Annotated in this window: 13 protein-coding genes; 3 read left to right on the forward strand and 10 right to left on the reverse strand. The window is 67.6% G+C overall.

All coding sequences use genetic code 11. The features are described from left to right. Positions 1 to 27: 27 nt before the first annotated feature. From ACIPRS_RS14720 to ACIPRS_RS14760, 9 genes are all read right to left on the reverse strand, one after another. A complete protein-coding gene (locus tag ACIPRS_RS14720; RefSeq protein ID WP_446539057.1) occupies positions 28 to 1,854 on the reverse strand; it encodes a carboxypeptidase regulatory-like domain-containing protein in 1,827 nt (608 codons plus the stop codon). Then, the gene (locus ACIPRS_RS14725; RefSeq protein ID WP_446539058.1) at positions 1,851 to 4,022 is read right to left on the reverse strand and encodes a hypothetical protein; all 2,172 of its coding nucleotides are present in this window, start codon (positions 4,020 to 4,022) and stop codon (positions 1,851 to 1,853) included. Before ACIPRS_RS14725 ends, ACIPRS_RS14720 begins: the two co-directional genes overlap by 4 nt. Further along, complete coding sequence (locus ACIPRS_RS14730; RefSeq protein WP_446539059.1) at positions 4,019 to 5,185, reverse strand: BatA domain-containing protein; 1,167 nt, start codon at positions 5,183 to 5,185, stop codon at positions 4,019 to 4,021. Before ACIPRS_RS14730 ends, ACIPRS_RS14725 begins: the two co-directional genes overlap by 4 nt. Continuing rightward, positions 5,182 to 6,096 carry a DUF58 domain-containing protein gene (locus ACIPRS_RS14735; protein WP_337732794.1) on the reverse strand — a complete coding sequence of 305 codons (915 nt, stop codon included), beginning with the start codon at positions 6,094 to 6,096 and terminating at the stop codon, positions 5,182 to 5,184. Before ACIPRS_RS14735 ends, ACIPRS_RS14730 begins: the two co-directional genes overlap by 4 nt. Continuing rightward, positions 6,086 to 7,078, reverse strand: coding sequence for an AAA family ATPase (locus ACIPRS_RS14740; protein WP_446539060.1), 993 nt, complete (start codon positions 7,076 to 7,078; stop codon positions 6,086 to 6,088). Before ACIPRS_RS14740 ends, ACIPRS_RS14735 begins: the two co-directional genes overlap by 11 nt. Positions 7,079 to 7,185: 107 nt before the next feature. Further along, a complete protein-coding gene (locus ACIPRS_RS14745; RefSeq protein WP_192203226.1) occupies positions 7,186 to 7,890 on the reverse strand; it encodes a DUF4159 domain-containing protein in 705 nt (234 codons plus the stop codon). A 206-nt stretch (positions 7,891 to 8,096) separates the two neighbouring features. Next, the gene (locus ACIPRS_RS14750) at positions 8,097 to 9,431 is read right to left on the reverse strand and encodes a TldD/PmbA family protein (RefSeq protein ID WP_192203021.1); all 1,335 of its coding nucleotides are present in this window, start codon (positions 9,429 to 9,431) and stop codon (positions 8,097 to 8,099) included. Positions 9,432 to 9,458: 27 nt separating this feature from the next. Then, on the reverse strand, positions 9,459 to 11,093 hold the full coding sequence (locus tag ACIPRS_RS14755) for a TldD/PmbA family protein (protein ID WP_337732793.1): 1,635 nt from the start codon (positions 11,091 to 11,093) through the stop codon (positions 9,459 to 9,461). 311 nt (positions 11,094 to 11,404) lie between these two features. Further along, complete coding sequence (locus tag ACIPRS_RS14760) at positions 11,405 to 13,033, reverse strand: TldD/PmbA family protein (protein ID WP_446539061.1); 1,629 nt, start codon at positions 13,031 to 13,033, stop codon at positions 11,405 to 11,407. A gap of 124 nt (positions 13,034 to 13,157) precedes the next feature. On the opposite strand from ACIPRS_RS14760, the gene ACIPRS_RS14765 reads away from it, so the two are divergent. The 3 genes from ACIPRS_RS14765 to ACIPRS_RS14775 all read left to right on the forward strand — a co-directional run bounded on the left by ACIPRS_RS14765 (position 13,158) and on the right by ACIPRS_RS14775 (position 15,199). After that, positions 13,158 to 13,991 (forward strand): NYN domain-containing protein, encoded by an 834-nt coding sequence (locus tag ACIPRS_RS14765; protein WP_446539062.1) that lies wholly within the window; start codon positions 13,158 to 13,160, stop codon positions 13,989 to 13,991. After that, positions 13,991 to 14,587, forward strand: coding sequence for a DUF938 domain-containing protein (locus ACIPRS_RS14770; protein WP_446539112.1), 597 nt, complete (start codon positions 13,991 to 13,993; stop codon positions 14,585 to 14,587). Before ACIPRS_RS14765 ends, ACIPRS_RS14770 begins: the two co-directional genes overlap by 1 nt. Before the next feature lie 108 nt (positions 14,588 to 14,695). Next, positions 14,696 to 15,199 (forward strand): hypothetical protein, encoded by a 504-nt coding sequence (locus ACIPRS_RS14775; RefSeq protein ID WP_446539063.1) that lies wholly within the window; start codon positions 14,696 to 14,698, stop codon positions 15,197 to 15,199. A 1-nt stretch (position 15,200) separates the two neighbouring features. Here the strand turns inward: ACIPRS_RS14775 and ACIPRS_RS14780 are convergent, their stop codons facing one another. Next, positions 15,201 to 16,310, reverse strand: coding sequence for an IS1595 family transposase (locus tag ACIPRS_RS14780; protein ID WP_446539064.1), 1,110 nt, complete (start codon positions 16,308 to 16,310; stop codon positions 15,201 to 15,203). Between the last annotated feature and the right edge of the window lie 529 nt (positions 16,311 to 16,839).

Consider the following 16,839-nt stretch of genomic DNA (forward strand, 5'->3'; position numbering starts at 1 on the left):
GATTACGCACCTGACATTCGATACTCGTTAACCGGCCGCCGGGCGACGCCGTTCCAGCCACCACAGCAGGCCCGCTGTCGCCAGCCAACCCAGGAACCACGGCCAGGCCGGACCGCGCGGACCCTGCGCCGCAGGCGCACGCGTCGGGTGGCGCGCGCGTGGCACCGCAGCGAGGTGTTCGGTACGCGTGCGCAGGTCCATGGCGTGCAGGTGCGGCGCGTCGTCCGCGGCGCGGACGTGGAAGGGCGTGCTGTCTTCGCCCACGTTCAACTGGTGCCATCCGGCAAGGCGTGGCCAGAAGCCGGCGCAGCGCGCATCGCCGGTGGCCGGGTCGCGCTGCAGTCGGGTGACGGTGCCGTCCGGGGCGGTGATGCGCGCACCATCGGCGAGGTGGCAGAACGCGGCGCGCTGCGGGGCGCGGATCTGTGAAGGGATCTGAGGTGCTGTGCGCGTGCCGGCGCGGGCGAGCGTGCCGAATGCCTGCGACCACAGGGAGGCGTGCAGGTCGGGATGTCCCGCCAGCACCAGCGCGTACGTGTCGACCGGCATCCACAGCCCGATGCGACCCCGTCCTTCGCTGCGCCACCATGCGATTGCCGCGTCGTTGGCATCACGCACCAACGGAATCGCGTCCGTCGACACCACGCGCACATCGCGTCGTGTCAGCACGGGCAGGCCACCGGTGATCGCCTCGCTGTCGACAGGCGTGTCCGCGGTGCCCACGCCGCGTCGGGCGCGCCAGGCGTCGTCATCCGGCGCGGCCCGCGGCAGGTGGAACTCGGCTTCATCGTCGCCCGTCAGGGACACGCCCAGCGTCCGTTGCGTCGCCGGTGGCACCGTTCCGTCGATGCGCAGCAACACGCCCAGGCCATCGCGTACCGCAGCGGCCAACGCCGCGCGGTGGCCGTCGCCCAGTGCCGCTGCGCTGCGCGCATCCAGCACGACCAGGTCGAAGCGGCGCAGCGTATCGGCCGTCATCGGCAATGGCGCATCACCCAGTTGAAGGCCGCCGCCCAGGCTGACCTGCAGGTGCAGGTCGATCCCCGCATCGGTGGCCCAGCGACGCAGGTACTTCCATTCGGCATTGGGCGCCCCGGCGAGTGCCCACACGCGAGGGGGCGCCGCCGCCTGCGTCCACACCGGCAAGCCCACGGCATCGATCACCGCGTGGCGCGCATCTAGCATCTCCACCCGGAACAACGCGGGGCCGGGCAGCCGCGCCAGTCCCGTCAGATGGAAGTTGCCGCGCGCATCGACGGCGGTCGCGTCGATACGCTGGCCTGCGGGGTCGCGCAGCACCACGGTCGCCGGTGACGCGCCGTTCACCCGCCCGCTGACGGCGAAGGGCGCGCCTGGCGTGGCGATGGCGACGGGCGACAGCGCCAGGATGCCGCGTGGTAACGGTGCGGGCGAAAAGGTGATCGTCCGGCCACCGACCGCATCGCGATCACGCGCTTCCAGTCCGGCACCGACGATGTGCAGCGTCTGCGCATCCGGATGCCGGCGAAGGGCCGTGCCAAGGTCTGGCGCACGCTCCGCATCGGCCATCGCCGGCGCTTCCGGGAGCGCGATGCGCGGCTGGCCCTGCCATGGGGCGGGCAGGGCGACGCGGTCGGCCTGCGCCGTCATCACCACCAGCATGCCGGGGGTTGCGGTCTGGCGGGGTGGCAGGAGCGTGAAGAAGAGCAGCGCCGCGAAGACCGGTTGCAACGCGCACAGCATCGCAAAGCGCAGCGACGTGCCATGCCGGTCGGCGGCAGCGCGCCGCCAGTGCGTCAGGCGCACCCACGCGATCACGACAGCGAGCGCCAGCAGCGTGGCCAGCAGCAGCGGCAGCGAGGTGTCCAGGCTCATCGCACCGGCTCCGGTTGCAGGGCGTCGAGATAGCGGCGGCCCGCGTCATCCAGCGCATCACGCCGCGGCACCTGCGCGGGCGGTTGCGCCGACGCCGACCACAGCAGCGCACGCAGCCGGGCCCGGCACGCGGCACAGCCCGGCTCGCCCCGCACCTCGTCGATGGCGGCGAACAGATCGAGCGCGTCGGGCATGCGTGCCTCGTTCGCACGCAACCAGGCCTGCAGTGCATCCAGGTCGGCCGCATCGGCGGGAACGCCATCGTGGGCGAGCGACCGCCATGCGCGTGCCGGCGCCGACTCCGCGCCCTCGGGCGCGCGTTCGAGGCTTCCCAGCGGGCGCGGCGCGAGGCCCGTGCGATCACCGCCCATGCGGCGCGTCTCGTCGATCGGCGGCAGTTCCGGCCCCACGCGCGCCAGGTAGATGCGCGTGGCCTGCTGCACCTGCTTGATGTACTCGAGTGCCTTGTAGGCAAAGGGCAACGCCCTGTCGGGCTGGCCCTGGCGCAGGTGCAGTTCCGACTGCCACATCTGGTCCAGCGCCTTCTTCAGCGTCGCGCGGGTTTCCGGATCCAGCAGAGTCGCCGCTTCGGCGTGGTCGTGCGTGTGGCCATAGGCCTCCAGCACGTCGGCTTCGCGGCCGAACGAAGCCCCGGTCGCGCTGGTGGCCTGCTCATGGCCGTGTCCGTCGTCCGTCCCGCCCGCTTCGCTGGCGTGATCGTGCCCGTCGTCGTCCGTGTGGGTTTCGCCGTCATTCGTGGGTGGCGGTTGCGGCTCGCCCTCGGCCTCTTCGCCGAGGAACTGGCCATAGCGCAGGCGCAGGATGCGCTGGTCCACCCCGATCGCGTCTGAGCGGGTGACGAATTTCTCCGACGGCATCGTGCGCTTCTGCTTCTGCAACGCCTCGGCGTCGATGATGATCTGGCGCTGGCTGCGGAAGTAGGCGGGCATCACCTTCTTCACCATGCCCTCCAGGCCCGTGCTTTCGGCGCCCAGGTCGGCCGGCCAGCGCAGGATCAAACCGGGACTCTGCGCGGCCTGCGGCGACGGTGTGCGGTTGTCGTGCACGGTCAGTTGCGCGATCAGGTCGTCACCCACCGCCATGCCGAGTGCTTTCAGGTCCAGAGAGGCGCCGAAGCGCCGTGCGTTCGCCGGGCCCGTGCCACGCACCGTCATCACCTGCTCCTTGAAGGCGATGTTCTCGCCGCTGCCTTGGGCCAGCGTCAGCTTGAGCGTGGCGGCAGGCGCGACGCCGTAGTCGTCGCGCGCCTCGAAGGCCAGCGCCCAGCGTGTCTGTCCCACGCTGACGAGACTCAGGCCGCGATCCGGGGCCAGCACCCGCACCTCCGGCGCGCGATCGGGGATGGCATCCAGCCGGCGCAGCTTCGATGGCGGCTGCGCCTCGGTGCCGGCGGCGACCACGCGGTACAGCGTGGACTTGGCCAGCACGTGCGTCGCGCGCCAGGTGTCGCCGTCGCGGTCCAGCGCGATGCGCTGGCCATCGTGGAAGACAAGATGCGCCTGCGTCGGTTGCGGGTCGAAGCGCAGCGTCCACGTGAGCCGCGAGCCTGCGGGCGCCTTCGCGTCCAGCGTGGCCTCGTCGCGGGGCGATTGGCCGGTGTACTGCGGCGGCGCCACGTGCAACCGCTGCGCGACCAGGCGCGGGACACCGGGGATCACCGGCGTGACATCGTCCGCGGGTGCGAGCGCGCCGGCGCCCGGCGTGCGCGCGGGCCAGAGCGCCGCCGCGACGATCACGATCGCCGCGACGCACCACATCGCGACGATGCGGGCCCATGGCCACGGTGCGCGCAGGTCCGGCGCCGGCTGCATGCGCAAGCGTTCGCGCACGCGGGCCTGCTGCAACTGCTGCAACGGCGTCAGCGGTGCCTGCGGTGCAAGCAGCAGGTCGCTGCTGTCGTCGAGGTCCCTGCGCCGCGCATCCAGCTGGCGCACCAGCCAGGCGTTGTCGAAGGCGCGCGTCCGGCGCCATGCGAGCAGCGCCAGCACTGCGATTCCCGCCACGGTGACCGCGATCGCCAGCGCGGGCGATGCGACGCGCCACAGCACGCCGCCCAGCGCAACGGGCATGGCCGCGCCCAGCAGCAGCTGGCCCGCGCTCACGTGGCGGCGGACCTGGGCGAGGCGGTCGAAGGCCGACAGCGTCATGGCGCCGCGCTCCGCGTGCGTCGCGTCGCCATCCAGCGCTCCACCAGCACGAGCAGCGCGACCAGCAGCGCCAGCCAGGGCTGCAGGTCGCGCGGCGCGACGGGGTAGGCCGCACCGCCGCCGTCGGGCGCGTAGTCACCGGCGGGCACGCGCGTCGGCGGCACGACGGGCGCATCGAACAACGCGCGCAAGCGGCGCGGGAAATCCCCTTCGACGAGAGCCGGCATCGCGTCGGGCCGCAGTGACCGGGTGAAGCGCAGCACGCGACCCTGGCCGTGCACCGCCGCTTCGACCAGCGGTGCGCCATCGGCATCGCGCCAGGCCACTGACGTCATCGCGACGCCATCCAGCGTGCTCTCCCGGGCCAGCAACGCAGTGCCGCCGGCCGAGATCCATTGCACGACCGGCGCCGGCACCGGCCCGGGCGCCAGCCAGACCAGCGGATGTGACGGCGCGGGCAACGGCGCGCCGGTCGTGCCGATCTGCATGGCCGCTGTTCCCGTTGCGTTGGTCGGTTGCCATGCGCGCGCGGCGGCACGCAGGTAGCGCAGCCCGCGGTCGTCGTCGGCTTCGTGGCGAACGACCAGCGCAAGCGGTGCCGCGGCGGCGGCGGGTGTCGCCTGCATCGCGCCCTCGACGATCTTCCAGGTCACCGTGCGCGACAACGCGGGTCGCTCGGCATCCGCCCCCTGCAGCGTCGCTGGAACGAGGACCGTCAACGCGACGCCGGGCGCCAGTTCCGCGTCCAGCTGCCGCAGCAGGCTGCCGACGGCGGGCGTGCCGGACGGCGCCGGTTCTTCCAGCGCCGGGAAGCCCGGCGCCAGCCAGTGCAGCCGCGTGCGGGGTTCCTTCGCCTGCGCTTGCGCCACGGCGGCCTCCACGCCCGGCACGACGACGATCCACGGGCGCGTATCGTCCAGGCCCGACAGCACGGGCCGCGCCAGCCAGAGTGCGAGCAGCGCAAGCAGCAACAGGCGCAGCAACAGCAACGGCCATTCGTCGAAGCGGATGCGGTGGCGCGGCTTCGGTTTCTGCCGCAACCAGCGCAGTGCGGCGAAGTCGGTCGGCTTCTGCTCGTGCCTGCGCGCCAGGTGCAGCAGCAGGGGAAGCGCCAACGCGGCGAGTGCGGCAAAGCCGGCCGGCAGCAGGAACGCCAGGCTCATGCGTACTCCGCGGCATCGCGTGCGCCGAACAGCCGTCGCAGCGGCAGGTCCAGCGGCTGGTCCATCACGTAACGGGCATGGCGGATACCGCTGGCGTCCAGCCGCGCATCCAGTGCGCGTTGTGCGTCGGCGAAGCGTTGCAGGTAGTCGCCGCGCAGAGCCACCGCATCGCCCAGCAGCTCCTCGCCGGATTCCGGATCGCGGAAGCGATGGCCGCCATTGAACGGGAAGTCGCGTTCCTCGGTCGTCAGCAGCTGGATCGCCAGCACCTCGCGCCTTGCGGACGCCAGGCGTTCGGCCAGCGCCAGCATCGCATCGTCGAACCAGTCGCTGAGTGCCAGCACCAGGTCGCCCGCGCCGATGCGCTCGAACACCGGCGCCAACGTGTCGACGGCGGGAAACATGCCGCTGGCATGCAATCCATGCAGCGCGAGGAGCAGCTGGTCGCGCTGGCGCGCCCCGTTGCCCGGCGCCACCAGGCGCACGCCGCCGCCATGCAGCACCAGGAGACCGAAGCGGTCGCCCTGGCGCAGCGCCAGTTCGGCGATGCAGGCGACCAGTGCACGCGCGGCATCGAAGCGTGTACCGCGCGTGCCGTCGCCCTGTGCCATCGAGGCGGTGGCGTCGAGCATGATCCATACCGTCAGCGGACTCTCCCGCTCCGCCTCGCGCACGAAGAAGCGGTCCGAGCGCGCATACAGTTTCCAGTCGATCTGGCGCAGCTCGTCGCCGGGTTCGTATGCGCGGTATTGGGCGAACTCCAGGCCCGCGCCGCGGCTGCGGCTGTGGTGCAGCCCGATGCCTTGCGTGCCGATGGCGCGACGTGCGGTCAGCCGCAGGTCCTTCAACCGGCTGCGGACGTCGGCGGGGATCAGGTCGTGCGCCACGATGCCGTCGGGATCAGGCGGCAAGCGGCACGCCGCGCAGCAGCGCGGCGATCACGTCGTCGGCGCCCACCTGCTCGGCTTCGGCGGCGAACGACAGCAGCAGGCGGTGGCGCATCACCGGCTTGGCCAAGGTGGCGATATCCTCGCGCGTCGCCGCCAGGCGGCCGTGCAGCAGCGCGCGGGCCTTGGCCGCCAGCACCAGCGACTGGCCGGCGCGCGGACCGGCGCCCCAGCGCACGTACTTGCGTACCTCGTCGGGCACGCCGTCGCCGGGGCGGCTGGCGCGCACGAGCCTGGTGATCCAGCGCAGCAGGTCCTCGCTGACATGCACGTCGCGCACGTGCTGCTGCAGGGCCAGCACCTCGGTGCCGTCCATCACCCGTGGCACGTCGCCACCGGCGCGACCGGTCGTCTGCGCCAGGATGTCGTGCTCCTCCTGTTCGGTCGGATACTCGACCCGGATGTGCAGCAGGAAACGGTCCAGCTGCGCTTCCGGCAGCGGATACGTGCCGGCCTGTTCCAGCGGATTCTGCGTGGCCAGCACGAAGAACGGCGAAGGCAGTGCGTGCGTGGTGCCGGCATAGCTGACGGTACGTTCCTGCATCGCCTCCAGCAGTGCGGCCTGCGTCTTCGGCGGCGTGCGGTTCAACTCGTCGGCCAGCAGCAGGTTGGTGAAGATGGGGCCGGGCTGGAAACGGAAATGGCGGTGGCCGGTGCCGTGGTCCTCTTCCAGCAGCTCGGTGCCGAGGATGTCGCTGGGCATCAGGTCGGGCGTGAACTGCACGCGGCGGAACTGCAGGTGCAGCGCCTGGCCCAGCGAACGCACCAGCAGCGTCTTGCCCAGTCCCGGCACGCCTTCCAGCAGGCAGTGGCCACCGGCCAGCAGGCCGATCAGCAACTGCTCCACCACGTCCTGCTGGCCGACGATGGCCTGGCCGATGGCGGCACGGAGTTCGCCCAGTTTGGCGAGCTGTTGCTGGAGGTCGGATTCGGTGATGGGGGGCATTGGCGTGTTCGTCGGAAGGAGGGATGTAGGAGGGGCTTCAGCCCCGATGCTCTTCTGCGGGTTCACGGTCGGGGCTGGAAGCCCCTCCTACAGAGGTGGTTTGGTGATCATGTCGTCAACGCATAGATCACGAGATTGACGCCGAACTTCGTGTTGTCCTCGGCCAGGAAGCGCTTGTTGCGCCAGTCGTAGTCCCACTCGCAGCCGTAGTCCTTGTTGCTGTAGAGCACGCCGAGGCGACCGTTGATCTCGATGCCCTGCAGGTACTCGTGCACCAGGTCGTCGCCCCAGCCATTGAGCTCGAAGCCCGTGGCCGGCGGCCCGTCGAACTTGAAGAAGCTGCGATAGATCGCATGCGTGTTCGGCAGCTTCTTCATCGCCTTCGCGCCGAAGATCGATGCCATCTGCGCTTCGAACGACTTGGCGAACAGGCCGTCGATATCGTGGTTGCAGTCATCCACGAACACGAAGCCGCCGTTGCGCACGTAACGCTCGAAGTTGCGCCGCTCGGCCGGGTTGAACTCCACCAGCTTGTGACCGGCCAGGTAGCAGAACGGCGCGGCCAGCATGCGTGGGTCGGACAGGGCCAGCACGTGTTCCTTCGGGTCCACGCGCAGGGTGGTGTAGTCGATCAGCGAGGTGATGAGGTTGGACGGCATGCGCGCGTCCACGTCCCAGTCGCCGGAGTCGTACTTCAGGCGGGTGAACCAGAAGTCATAACGCCCGGTCGCGTGTGCGCTGCGGGCCGGTGCGGCCAGCAGCGCGCCGGCCAGCCCGCCGGCCATGAGTCGCAGGAACCCGGCGCGTGTCATCGTCACGGGAAACCACCCCTTCCCCCGCGTGCGGGGGAAGGTTGGGATGGGGGCGAGGGCAAGAGCACGAGGGGTTTCATCGAAGGATGCGGAGCACAAAGGAGAGAGCTTTGGTGCGCTCCGTAGTGCGGAACGCGTGCGATTTCGTCGGGCCCCCACCCCAGCCCTCCCCCGCGGGCGGGGGAGGGAGCAGATCGCGCTCGCGTTTACACCGCGTCCGACAGCGACGTGAACGTGAAGTCGCGCAGCTTCATCGGCGGGATCATCATCACGAAGCTGGACTCGTCGCCAGCCACGCGCACCGGCTTGCCGAGCTCTTCGATGTTGTTGAGCATGATCACCGGCGATTCGTTGAAGCGGAAGTTCTTCACCGGGTGCTTGATCTGCCCGTTCTCGATGTAGAACGTGCCGTCGCGGGTCAGGCCGGTCAGCAGCACGGTCTGCGGGTCGACCATGCGGATGTACCACGTGCGCGTGACCAGGATGCCCTTCTGCGTACCGGCGACCAGCTCGGCGGTGGACTTGGTGCCGCCAGCCACCAGCAGGTTGCCCGGCGAACCGATCGCACGCTTGCCCTGTTTCTGGGCCCAGAAGCGCGAGTACTCCAGGTTGACCACCTTGCCATTTTCGACGATGGCCATCTTCTCGCGCGGCAGGCCTTCGCTGTCCCACGGCATCACTTCCGCACCGGGGTGCCACGGGTCGGCGCTGATGTTCACGCGCGGGTCGTAGACCTGCTCGCCCAGCTTGTTGCCGCCGCCCTTCTTGGACAGGAAGCTGCGGCCTTCGTCGGCCTGGCGCGCATCGAAGAAGTTCATCATGAAGGAGATCAGGCCGGCCGCCGCCGCGGGCTCCAGGATGACCGTGTACTTGCCCGGTTCCAGCGCCTTCGCTTCGGCCGATTCACTGGCCTTGCGCATCGCAGTGCGGATGTCGCTGTCGGCCTTGAAGGTGTTCGCATCCTTCAGGTTGCGGCCCACCCAGCCGGAACCCCGGCCGTCTTCGGTGCGTACCGTGCAGGTGTAGTTGAACGCGGTGGCCTTCTGGTAGCCGAAGTTGCCCTTGCTGTTGGCGAAGGCGACGAAGCTCTGGCCGTCTTCCAGGAAGCCGGCGGCGATCAGCTTCTCCGCCTTGCACGGACCGATCGAGTCGGCGGCTACCTGCGCGCGGAACTCCGGCGTGATGGCGGCGGTGGATTCGCTGAACGTGGGGCTGGGCTTGTAGGTCTGCTTCTCGACGGCCGGCATGAATTCCGGGTTCTCCGGCGCCAGGCGGGCGAGGTCTTCCGCCCGACGGACCACGCGCTCCAGCGAGGCGTCGTCGAACTCGTTGATCGTCGCCACGCCGGTGCGCTTGCCGAACGCCACCTGCACGGCCAGGTCGGTATTGCTGACGATGCCGCTGGTGGACACATTGTTGAGGGCGAAGCGGATGTTGCCTTCGATCGAGCCGGTGAGGGACGCGGTGCACTCATCGGCCTTGGACAGCGCGATGACCTTGTCCAGGATGGCCTTGGCCTGCGCTTCGGTGAGGATGCTCATGTTCTGGTGATCTCCTTAAAGCGCCGGTCAGCCGAGCGAGCGGGCGGTGTTGATGACGTTGATGCCGTTGAAACGCGCGGTGGACGAACCGTGCGAGACGGCGGACACCTGGCCGGGCTGGCCCTTGCCGTCGAAGAACGAACCGCCCAGGCGGTAGTCGCTTTCGTCGCAGACGGCGGCGCAGGCGTTCCAGAACTCCGGCGTGCGGATCTGGTAGGCCACGTCTTCGATCTGCTGGGTGATCTTGCCGTTCTTGATCTCGTAGAACAGCTGGCCGCCGAACTGCGCGTTGTAGCGCTGCTGGTCGATGGAGAACGAACCGTCGCCGATGATGTAGATGCCGTTCTCGACATCCTTGACCATGTCGGCGACCGAGAGCTTCTGCTTGCCTGCCGCCAGCGACACGTTGGCCATGCGCTGGAACTGCACGCTGCTCCACGAGTCGGCGTAGCAGCAGCCGTCGGATTCGGTCTTGCCCAGGATGTGCGCCTGGTCGCGGATGGTCTGGTAGTCCACCAGCTTGCCGGCGCTGACCAGGTCCCAGCGCTTGGTCTTGACGCCTTCGTCGTCGTAGCCGACCGCGCCCAGGCTGCCGGGCTGGGTCTTGTCGGCGAACAGGTTGACCAGCTCGCTGCCGTACTGGAAGCGCTGCTCGCGCTTGTCCAGGGTGGCGAAGCTGGTGCCGGCGTAGTTGGCCTCGTAGCCCAGCACGCGATCCAGTTCCAGCGGATGGCCGACCGATTCGTGGATGGTCAGCCAGGTGTGCGACGGGTCCAGCACCAGGTCGTACTTGCCCGGTTTCACCGAAGGCGCGGTCAGCTTGGCGCGCGCCTGCTTGGCCGAGGCGATGGCGTCTTCCTTCATGTCGTAGGAGAGGCCGTAGTTGATCACCCCGTTGGGCGTGGTGAACTTCTGCGACGCGTCGCCGTCCAGGTACTCGTAGCCCAGGCCCATCGGCGAGGACAGGCCGTCGCGGGTACGGAACTTGCCGCTGGCCTTGTCGATGGCGGTCACGGTCATCGGCACCCAGATGCGGTGCACGTCCTGGTCGATGTACGAGCCGTCGGTGCTGGCGAAATACTTCTGCTCGTTGACCAGGAACATCATCGAGTTGACGAAGTCCGCGCCTGCGTTGATCGCGGCGGCGTTCACGCCCAGCAGCAGGTCGACCTTGTCCTTGATCGGCACCTCCATCGCGTTCTTCTTGATCGGCGTCTTCCACGCCACTTCACCGAAGCCCGGCGCCTTCGCCAGTTGCACCGGCGCGGTCTGGGTCTTGCTGTTGGCCTTGGCGATGGCGGCCGCCTGGCGCGCGGCGCTGGCCACGCCTTCGGCGGTGAGCGTGTTGGTGGCGGCGAAGCCCCAGGCGCCGTTGGCGATCACGCGGATGCCGGCACCGGTGGACTCGGTGTTCACCACGTTCTGCACCTTGTCCTCGCGGGTGATCACGAACTGGCGCAGGTAGCGGCCGATGCGGACGTCGCAGTAGGTCGCGCCGGCCTGCTTGGCCGCCGCCAGTGCGGCATCGGCAAGGCGCTTCTTGAAGGCGACGTCCAGGGTGGACTGCAGTTGCTCGGCGGCGATCGCCTTGCCGAAGAAGGACGGCACCATCAGGCCGCCTACGCTGAGGCCGGTCAGGGCCAGAAAGTCACGACGTTGCAAGGCTGTTCTCCACCGGTTGGGCCTGCATGGGCAGGCGGGGACTGCGACGGACGCGTTGTGGCCCGCGCCATCCCCGCGCAGGTCGTCCCCGATTCTTGCCTTGCGTGCCGACAGCGTCAAATGACTTTCGGCATAGATGCGACCTTCGTCGGACTCGACGGCGCAGGAAGATGCGAAGCAGCGCGCCCCAGGGTGGGGGGCACCTGCCGTCATCCCAGCGCACGCTGGGATCCACCTTGATCTTCACGTCGTGCCCGGCAGAGCCTCAAAAGCCAATGGATCCCAGCGTGCGCTGGGATGACGGTAGCCCACTACCCGAGTGACCGCGCCGTATTGATGATGTTGATGCCGCTGAAGTGCGTGGTCGCCGATCCATGCGACACCGCCGACACCTGGCTGGGCTGGCCCTTGCCGTCGAAGAACGAACCGCCGAGGCGGAAGTCGCGTGCATCGCAGATCGCCGTGCAGGCATTCCAGAACTCCGGCGTGCGGATCTGGTAGGCGGCGTCCTCGATCTGCCGCGTCACCTCGCCGTTCTTTATCTCGAAGTACAGCTGTCCGCCGAACTGCGCGTTGTAACGCTGCTGGTCGATGGAGTAGGAGCCACGACCGTGGATATAGAGGCCGTTCTCCACATCCTTGACCATGTCGGCGACGGTCAGCGGCACCTTGCCTGGTGCCAGCGACACATTGGCCATGCGCTGGAACTGCACGCTGCTCCACGAATCGGCGTAGCTGCAGCCGTGCGAGGCGTCCTCGCCGAGGATGTGCACTTCGTCGCGGGTCGCCTGGTAGTTCACCAGCACGCCGTCCTTGACCAGGTCCCAGCGGCGGGTCTTCACGCCTTCGTCGTCGTAGCCGACCGCGCCGAGGCTGCGCGGCTCGGTCTTGTCGGCGGTGAAGTTGACGATCGGGCTGCCCCACTGGAACTTCTGTTCGCGCTTGTCCAGCGTGGCGAAGCTGGTGCCGGCGTAGTTGGCCTCATAGCCGAGCACGCGGTCCAGCTCCAGCGGGTGGCCGACGTTCTCGTGGATGGTCAGGAACAGGTTGGACGGATCCAGCACAAGGTCGTACTTGCCCGGCTTCACCGACGGCGCAGTCAGCTTGGCACGCGCCTGCTTCGCCGCCGCTACGATGTCCTCGCGCAGGTCGTACGACGCGCCGTAGGCCACCACGCCGCCGGGCAACGCGATCTTGTCGGCGGGATTGGCGTCCAGGTATTCGTAGCCCATGCCCATCGGCGCGGACAGCCCGTCGCGCGTCTTGAACCGACCGGTCGCCTTGTCCACCACCGTCACCGTGAACGGTACCCAGATGCGGTGCACGTCCTGGTCGATCCAGGAGCCATCGGTGCTGGCGAAGTACTTCTGTTCGTTGATCACGAACATGCGCGACGCCGCGAAGCTGGCCCCGGCGGCGAGTGCGGTGGCGTTGGCACCCAGCAGCAGGTCCACCTTCTCCTTCACCGGCACCGCCATCGCGTTCTTCACGATCGGGGTGCGCCACGCTACCTCGCCCACGCCCTTCAAGGGCGCCAGCTGCACCGGCTTGCCCTGGATGCGGGCGTTCGCATGCGCGATGGCCACCGCCTGCCGTGCCGCCGTCGCGACGCCGTCGGGTGTCTGGTCGTGCGTCGCGGCGAAACCCCATGCACCCTGCGCAATCACGCGCACGCCGATGCCGGAGGATTCGGTGTTCACCACATTCTGCACCTTGTCCTCGCGGGTGATCAGCGACTGTCGCAGGTAGCGGCCGATACGGACATCGCAATAGCTCGCGCCCGCTGCCGTGGCGGCCGCCAGCGCGATATCGGCCAGGCGCTTCTTCTTCGCCGCGTCACCGGGTTCCAGCAACGCCTCCGCGGCGATCACGCGCGTGCCGGGCAGGGCCAGTCCGGCGAAGGTCAGTCCGCCCAGGGCGAGGAAGTCGCGTCGTTGCATGTCGGGGTCCGGAAGCGAAAGCCCCCGGACTGTCGTCGGCATGCAGCGCAGCGTCAAGTGACGCCGGTCATGCCGTGCACACGTGGTGCACAATGCGCCTCATCCCGCACAGGAATCGCCCCGCATGAAATCCCGCCCGGTCGCCCGGTCAGAGAACGACGAAGAGCAGCCGCGGCTGGCGGTGCTGATCGATGCCGACAATGCCCAGCCTTCGGTCATCGAAGGGTTGCTCGCGGAAGTGGCCAAGTACGGAGTGGCCAGCGTGAAGCGCATCTACGGCGACTTCACCAGCACGCGCATGACCCAGTGGAAGCAGGCGCTGCTGAAGCATTCGATCAACCCGGTGCAGCAGTTCGCCTACACCAGCGGCAAGAACGCCACCGACAGTTCGCTGATCATCGACGCGATGGACCTGATGTACACGCGGCGCTTCGATGGCGTGTGCCTGGTCTCCAGCGACAGCGACTTCACCCGCCTGGCGCAACGGCTGCGCGAAGAAGGCCTGACCGTGTACGGCTTCGGCGAACGCAAGACGCCGGACGCGTTCGTGCAGGCCTGCGACAAGTTCATCTATGTCGAGGTGCTGCGCAGTGAAGTGTCCGCACCACCGCCGCCACCGGCCAAGCCCGCGAAGAAGGCCGTCAGGCCGGCCGCGAAGAAGCCCGTCGCCCAGGCCGAGCCGACCGCCGCACCCGCAGTGGAGCAGGGCCGGCATGAGTCGTTGCCGCTGCGGCTGATCCGCCAGGCCATCGAAGAGGCCAGCGACGACCAGGGCTGGGCCTTCCTCGGCAGTGTCGGCAGCTACCTCAGCAAGGTACGCCCGGATTTCGACACCCGCCTTTACGGCCACAAGAAGCTCAGCGATCTGATGAAAGCGCATCCGCGCCATTTCACGGTCGAGGAGCGCGCGGGCGAAGGCGGCGCGAAGCGCTTCTACGTGCGCGCAGCGGGCGGATGATGGCGGAAAAGCCCTTCGCACCTTCCTGCGAACGCAACCAGGGGCCGATCCTCGAGGTACTCCTGCGTCACTTTGCAGGCACCCGCCGTGTGCTGGAAATCGGCAGCGGCACCGGCCAGCATGCGGTCCACTTCGCCGCGGCGATGCCGTGGCTGTCGTGGCAGGCCAGCGATCGCGCCGACAACCTGCCGGGCATCGCGCTGTGGCGCGACGATGCTGGCCTGCCCAATACGCCGCCTGCGATTGAGCTGGATGTCGACGGCCCTTGGCCCGACGCGACGTTCGATGCCGTCTTCACCGCCAACAGCCTGCACATCATGGGCTGGGTACAGGTGCAGGCGTTCTTCGCCGGCATCGCCGCCGTGCTGGAGGACGGTGGGCTGCTGGTCGTCTACGGCCCGTTCAACTACGGCGGCGAGTTCACCAGCGACAGCAACCGCGCGTTCGAGCAGTGGCTGAAGGACCGCAATCCCGCCTCCGGCATCCGCGACTTCGAGGCCGTCGATGCGCTGGCGCGCGGCATCGGACTGCTGCGGGTGGAGGACAACGCCATGCCGGCGAACAACCGCTGCCTGGTGTGGCGACGGAGCGCGTGACCGACCAGTAGAGAAAACCCCGCCGGAGCGGGGTTTTCATCGTCAGGCCGCGCCATTTGGTAGCAGACGCCCCATGTCAATCAGGGGCTCTGCTTCTAGAGTTGTCCTATGACATGGAAAACTCCTTCTGCGCTTAAGTGGCTGATAGTTAAGCATTCCCGTTTGCAGGGGGCACTCGCCACGCTTGAGCGAGAGGCACAGGAACTCCAAGAGAAGCTGGATGCTCAACGGGTAAAGATCGCCGGCGTGAAGAGTAAGCTGGCAGCGGTTGAGCAGACGCTGGAACTCCACGAGATCAAAGTGGACGTCAACGACATTGCTCCCGTCGTTCCTCATGCCAATGCGGCGGCGTACAAGTACGGAGAGATGACGCGAAGAATCTACGGAGCGCTAAGGACCGGCGACGACTGGATGCAGACCGCTCGCGTAATTGAGTTGGCTACCGGAGTCACCCTGGAGAACACTGAGGCGGATTCCTACATCCAGATACGCAGGATGTTCAGGAGCCGACTCCGAGGCCTGTATGCCAATGGCAAGGTAGAGCGGAAACTTCAATGCGGTAGTAGGGACGGCTCACAGAATCAGAGCCTCTGGCGGCTGCCGCGGACATAGCTCACTGAAGCTGCGGCGACCGGCCGATGAAGTAGTCCAGGCCCAGTTCGCCTTTCCGGTGCCGGCCTTGCCAGTATCCCGTCCACCAAACTGAGCGCGAGGCTCGCATCATTCCCTGAATAAGGTGGTGCATACGTTCCTTCTGGCTTGCCCGCCTGAAGTTCTCCCTCCAGACAAACTCGCACGCAAAGTCCTGGAGGTACTTCGGGCGGAACCCATGCGAGACGCCGTACTCGTTGCGCCGCATGCGGCTGTTCCATGTCTCCGCCATGTTGTTGTTGACGCCCTCACTCGTGGAGTACTCCTTAGAGTGCTGGACGGTATGGTGTTCAGCGATCGTACTCATGCGGTTGTACGCCGGGCTCTCATCCGTCATCACAATCGAGTTTCTTCCGACGAATCGAGTGGCCATTGCCATCACGCTCGCGTCATCTTCGTACGGGCAAACGAACGCCATCACTCGCTTAGAGCCTTGGCCGATCTCACCTGCCTGGCAGAGGGAGATCACTACGCGCTTGTTAGCCCGCTTGAGCCAATTGCGATGTGTCGTTCCTGCGGAGATCCAAGGCTTATCCGGGTCGCTGGGCGCCTTCTTGCCGTACCTGACCTTCAATGCGTCTTTCGGCATCTTCGACCGACGATTCGGCCTACGAGGTTTGCCGCACAGGTAGATGCCGTCCATGTGGATGATGCCGCTGAGCGGCGTGAGATCCATGCCATTGGCTAGCATCTCCCGAATCTTGCCAAAGTTCGCTTGAACGGTCTTGGGCGTACAGCCCGTCGCCCGAGATGCTTCCAACAAGGACTTCCCCTTGGCCGAGGCCTCGAAGTTCAGCAGCATGTCCAAGATCTGCCGGTAGGAGAGCTTGCTCGCATGGAAAGCGGTGCCACTGGTGACGCTGAATTCATGCGTGCAGTCGGAGCACCGCCATCGGCGCCGGGCCTTGCGCCGGCCGTGCTGGCGGAACACGCCGCACGCAGGACATGCTTGCTTGGTCTCGTTGCCCCAACGAAGCGAGGCGAGCAAAGCCTCTGCTTGATCGTCAGTGAGATTTCGACACTCGCGCACGTAGTTGCGAGAGGCTTTGGAATGAAGCTGGTGTTGCGCCATGCATCTGCCCGGAAAAGCTGTTTCCAGGCCTCGCCGCACGCGCGGACGAGGCCACTGGACCGGTTTCCCGATCCACCGGGCGCACGACCCCGAACCCCTTCAAATAAGGGGTTGCAGGTGTCGGACGTTGATGCATAATGGCGAGGCAGGCGTTCGAATCTGCATCCCACAAAGGCCTAGGTCACCCCTGCAAGGGTCCTAGGCCTTTGTGCATCTTGGTACCCGGATTTCTCTGGGGATCCGTTAGCTCAAAGTGGCGCTCTCCGTCGTTGATTGAGATGGCTCGGGTTAGCCGTCAGACGTCATCCGCTGCGAGATCCTGATCCCGTCCGTTGCCCCCAGATCCATTGCGCGATATCCGTGGCTGCAGCGAATCGGCCACGTCTGCCGGTCACCTCAAAGGTCCGGATGGGAAGGCGCCCGCGCTGTGAGGCTTTCCGGAACGCATCCTGGGAGGGGTAGCCCAACGCCTTGGTCAGCGCCTGGCCGCCGACAGTAGCCCCGAGCGCTGTGATCATTCGGCACTCGA

It is taken from the genome of Pseudoxanthomonas sp. LARHCG66 (genome assembly GCF_052871755.1).

Coding starts and splice junctions, on each gene's coding strand:
- ACIPRS_RS14720 (WP_446539057.1), bottom strand. CDS start 1,854: ATGAGCCTGGACACCTCGCTGCCGCTGCTGCTGGCCACGCTGCTGGCG.
- ACIPRS_RS14725 (WP_446539058.1), bottom strand. CDS start 4,022: ATGACGCTGTCGGCCTTCGACCGCCTCGCCCAGGTCCGCCGCCACGTG.
- ACIPRS_RS14730 (WP_446539059.1), bottom strand. CDS start 5,185: ATGAGCCTGGCGTTCCTGCTGCCGGCCGGCTTTGCCGCACTCGCCGCG.
- ACIPRS_RS14740 (WP_446539060.1), bottom strand. CDS start 7,078: ATGCCCCCCATCACCGAATCCGACCTCCAGCAACAGCTCGCCAAACTG.
- ACIPRS_RS14745 (WP_192203226.1), bottom strand. CDS start 7,890: ATGACACGCGCCGGGTTCCTGCGACTCATGGCCGGCGGGCTGGCCGGC.
- ACIPRS_RS14750 (WP_192203021.1), bottom strand. CDS start 9,431: ATGAGCATCCTCACCGAAGCGCAGGCCAAGGCCATCCTGGACAAGGTC.
- ACIPRS_RS14760 (WP_446539061.1), bottom strand. CDS start 13,033: ATGCAACGACGCGACTTCCTCGCCCTGGGCGGACTGACCTTCGCCGGA.
- ACIPRS_RS14765 (WP_446539062.1), top strand. CDS start 13,158: ATGAAATCCCGCCCGGTCGCCCGGTCAGAGAACGACGAAGAGCAGCCG.
- ACIPRS_RS14770 (WP_446539112.1), top strand. CDS start 13,991: ATGGCGGAAAAGCCCTTCGCACCTTCCTGCGAACGCAACCAGGGGCCG.
- ACIPRS_RS14775 (WP_446539063.1), top strand. CDS start 14,696: ATGACATGGAAAACTCCTTCTGCGCTTAAGTGGCTGATAGTTAAGCAT.
- ACIPRS_RS14780 (WP_446539064.1), bottom strand. CDS start 16,310: ATGGCGCAACACCAGCTTCATTCCAAAGCCTCTCGCAACTACGTGCGC.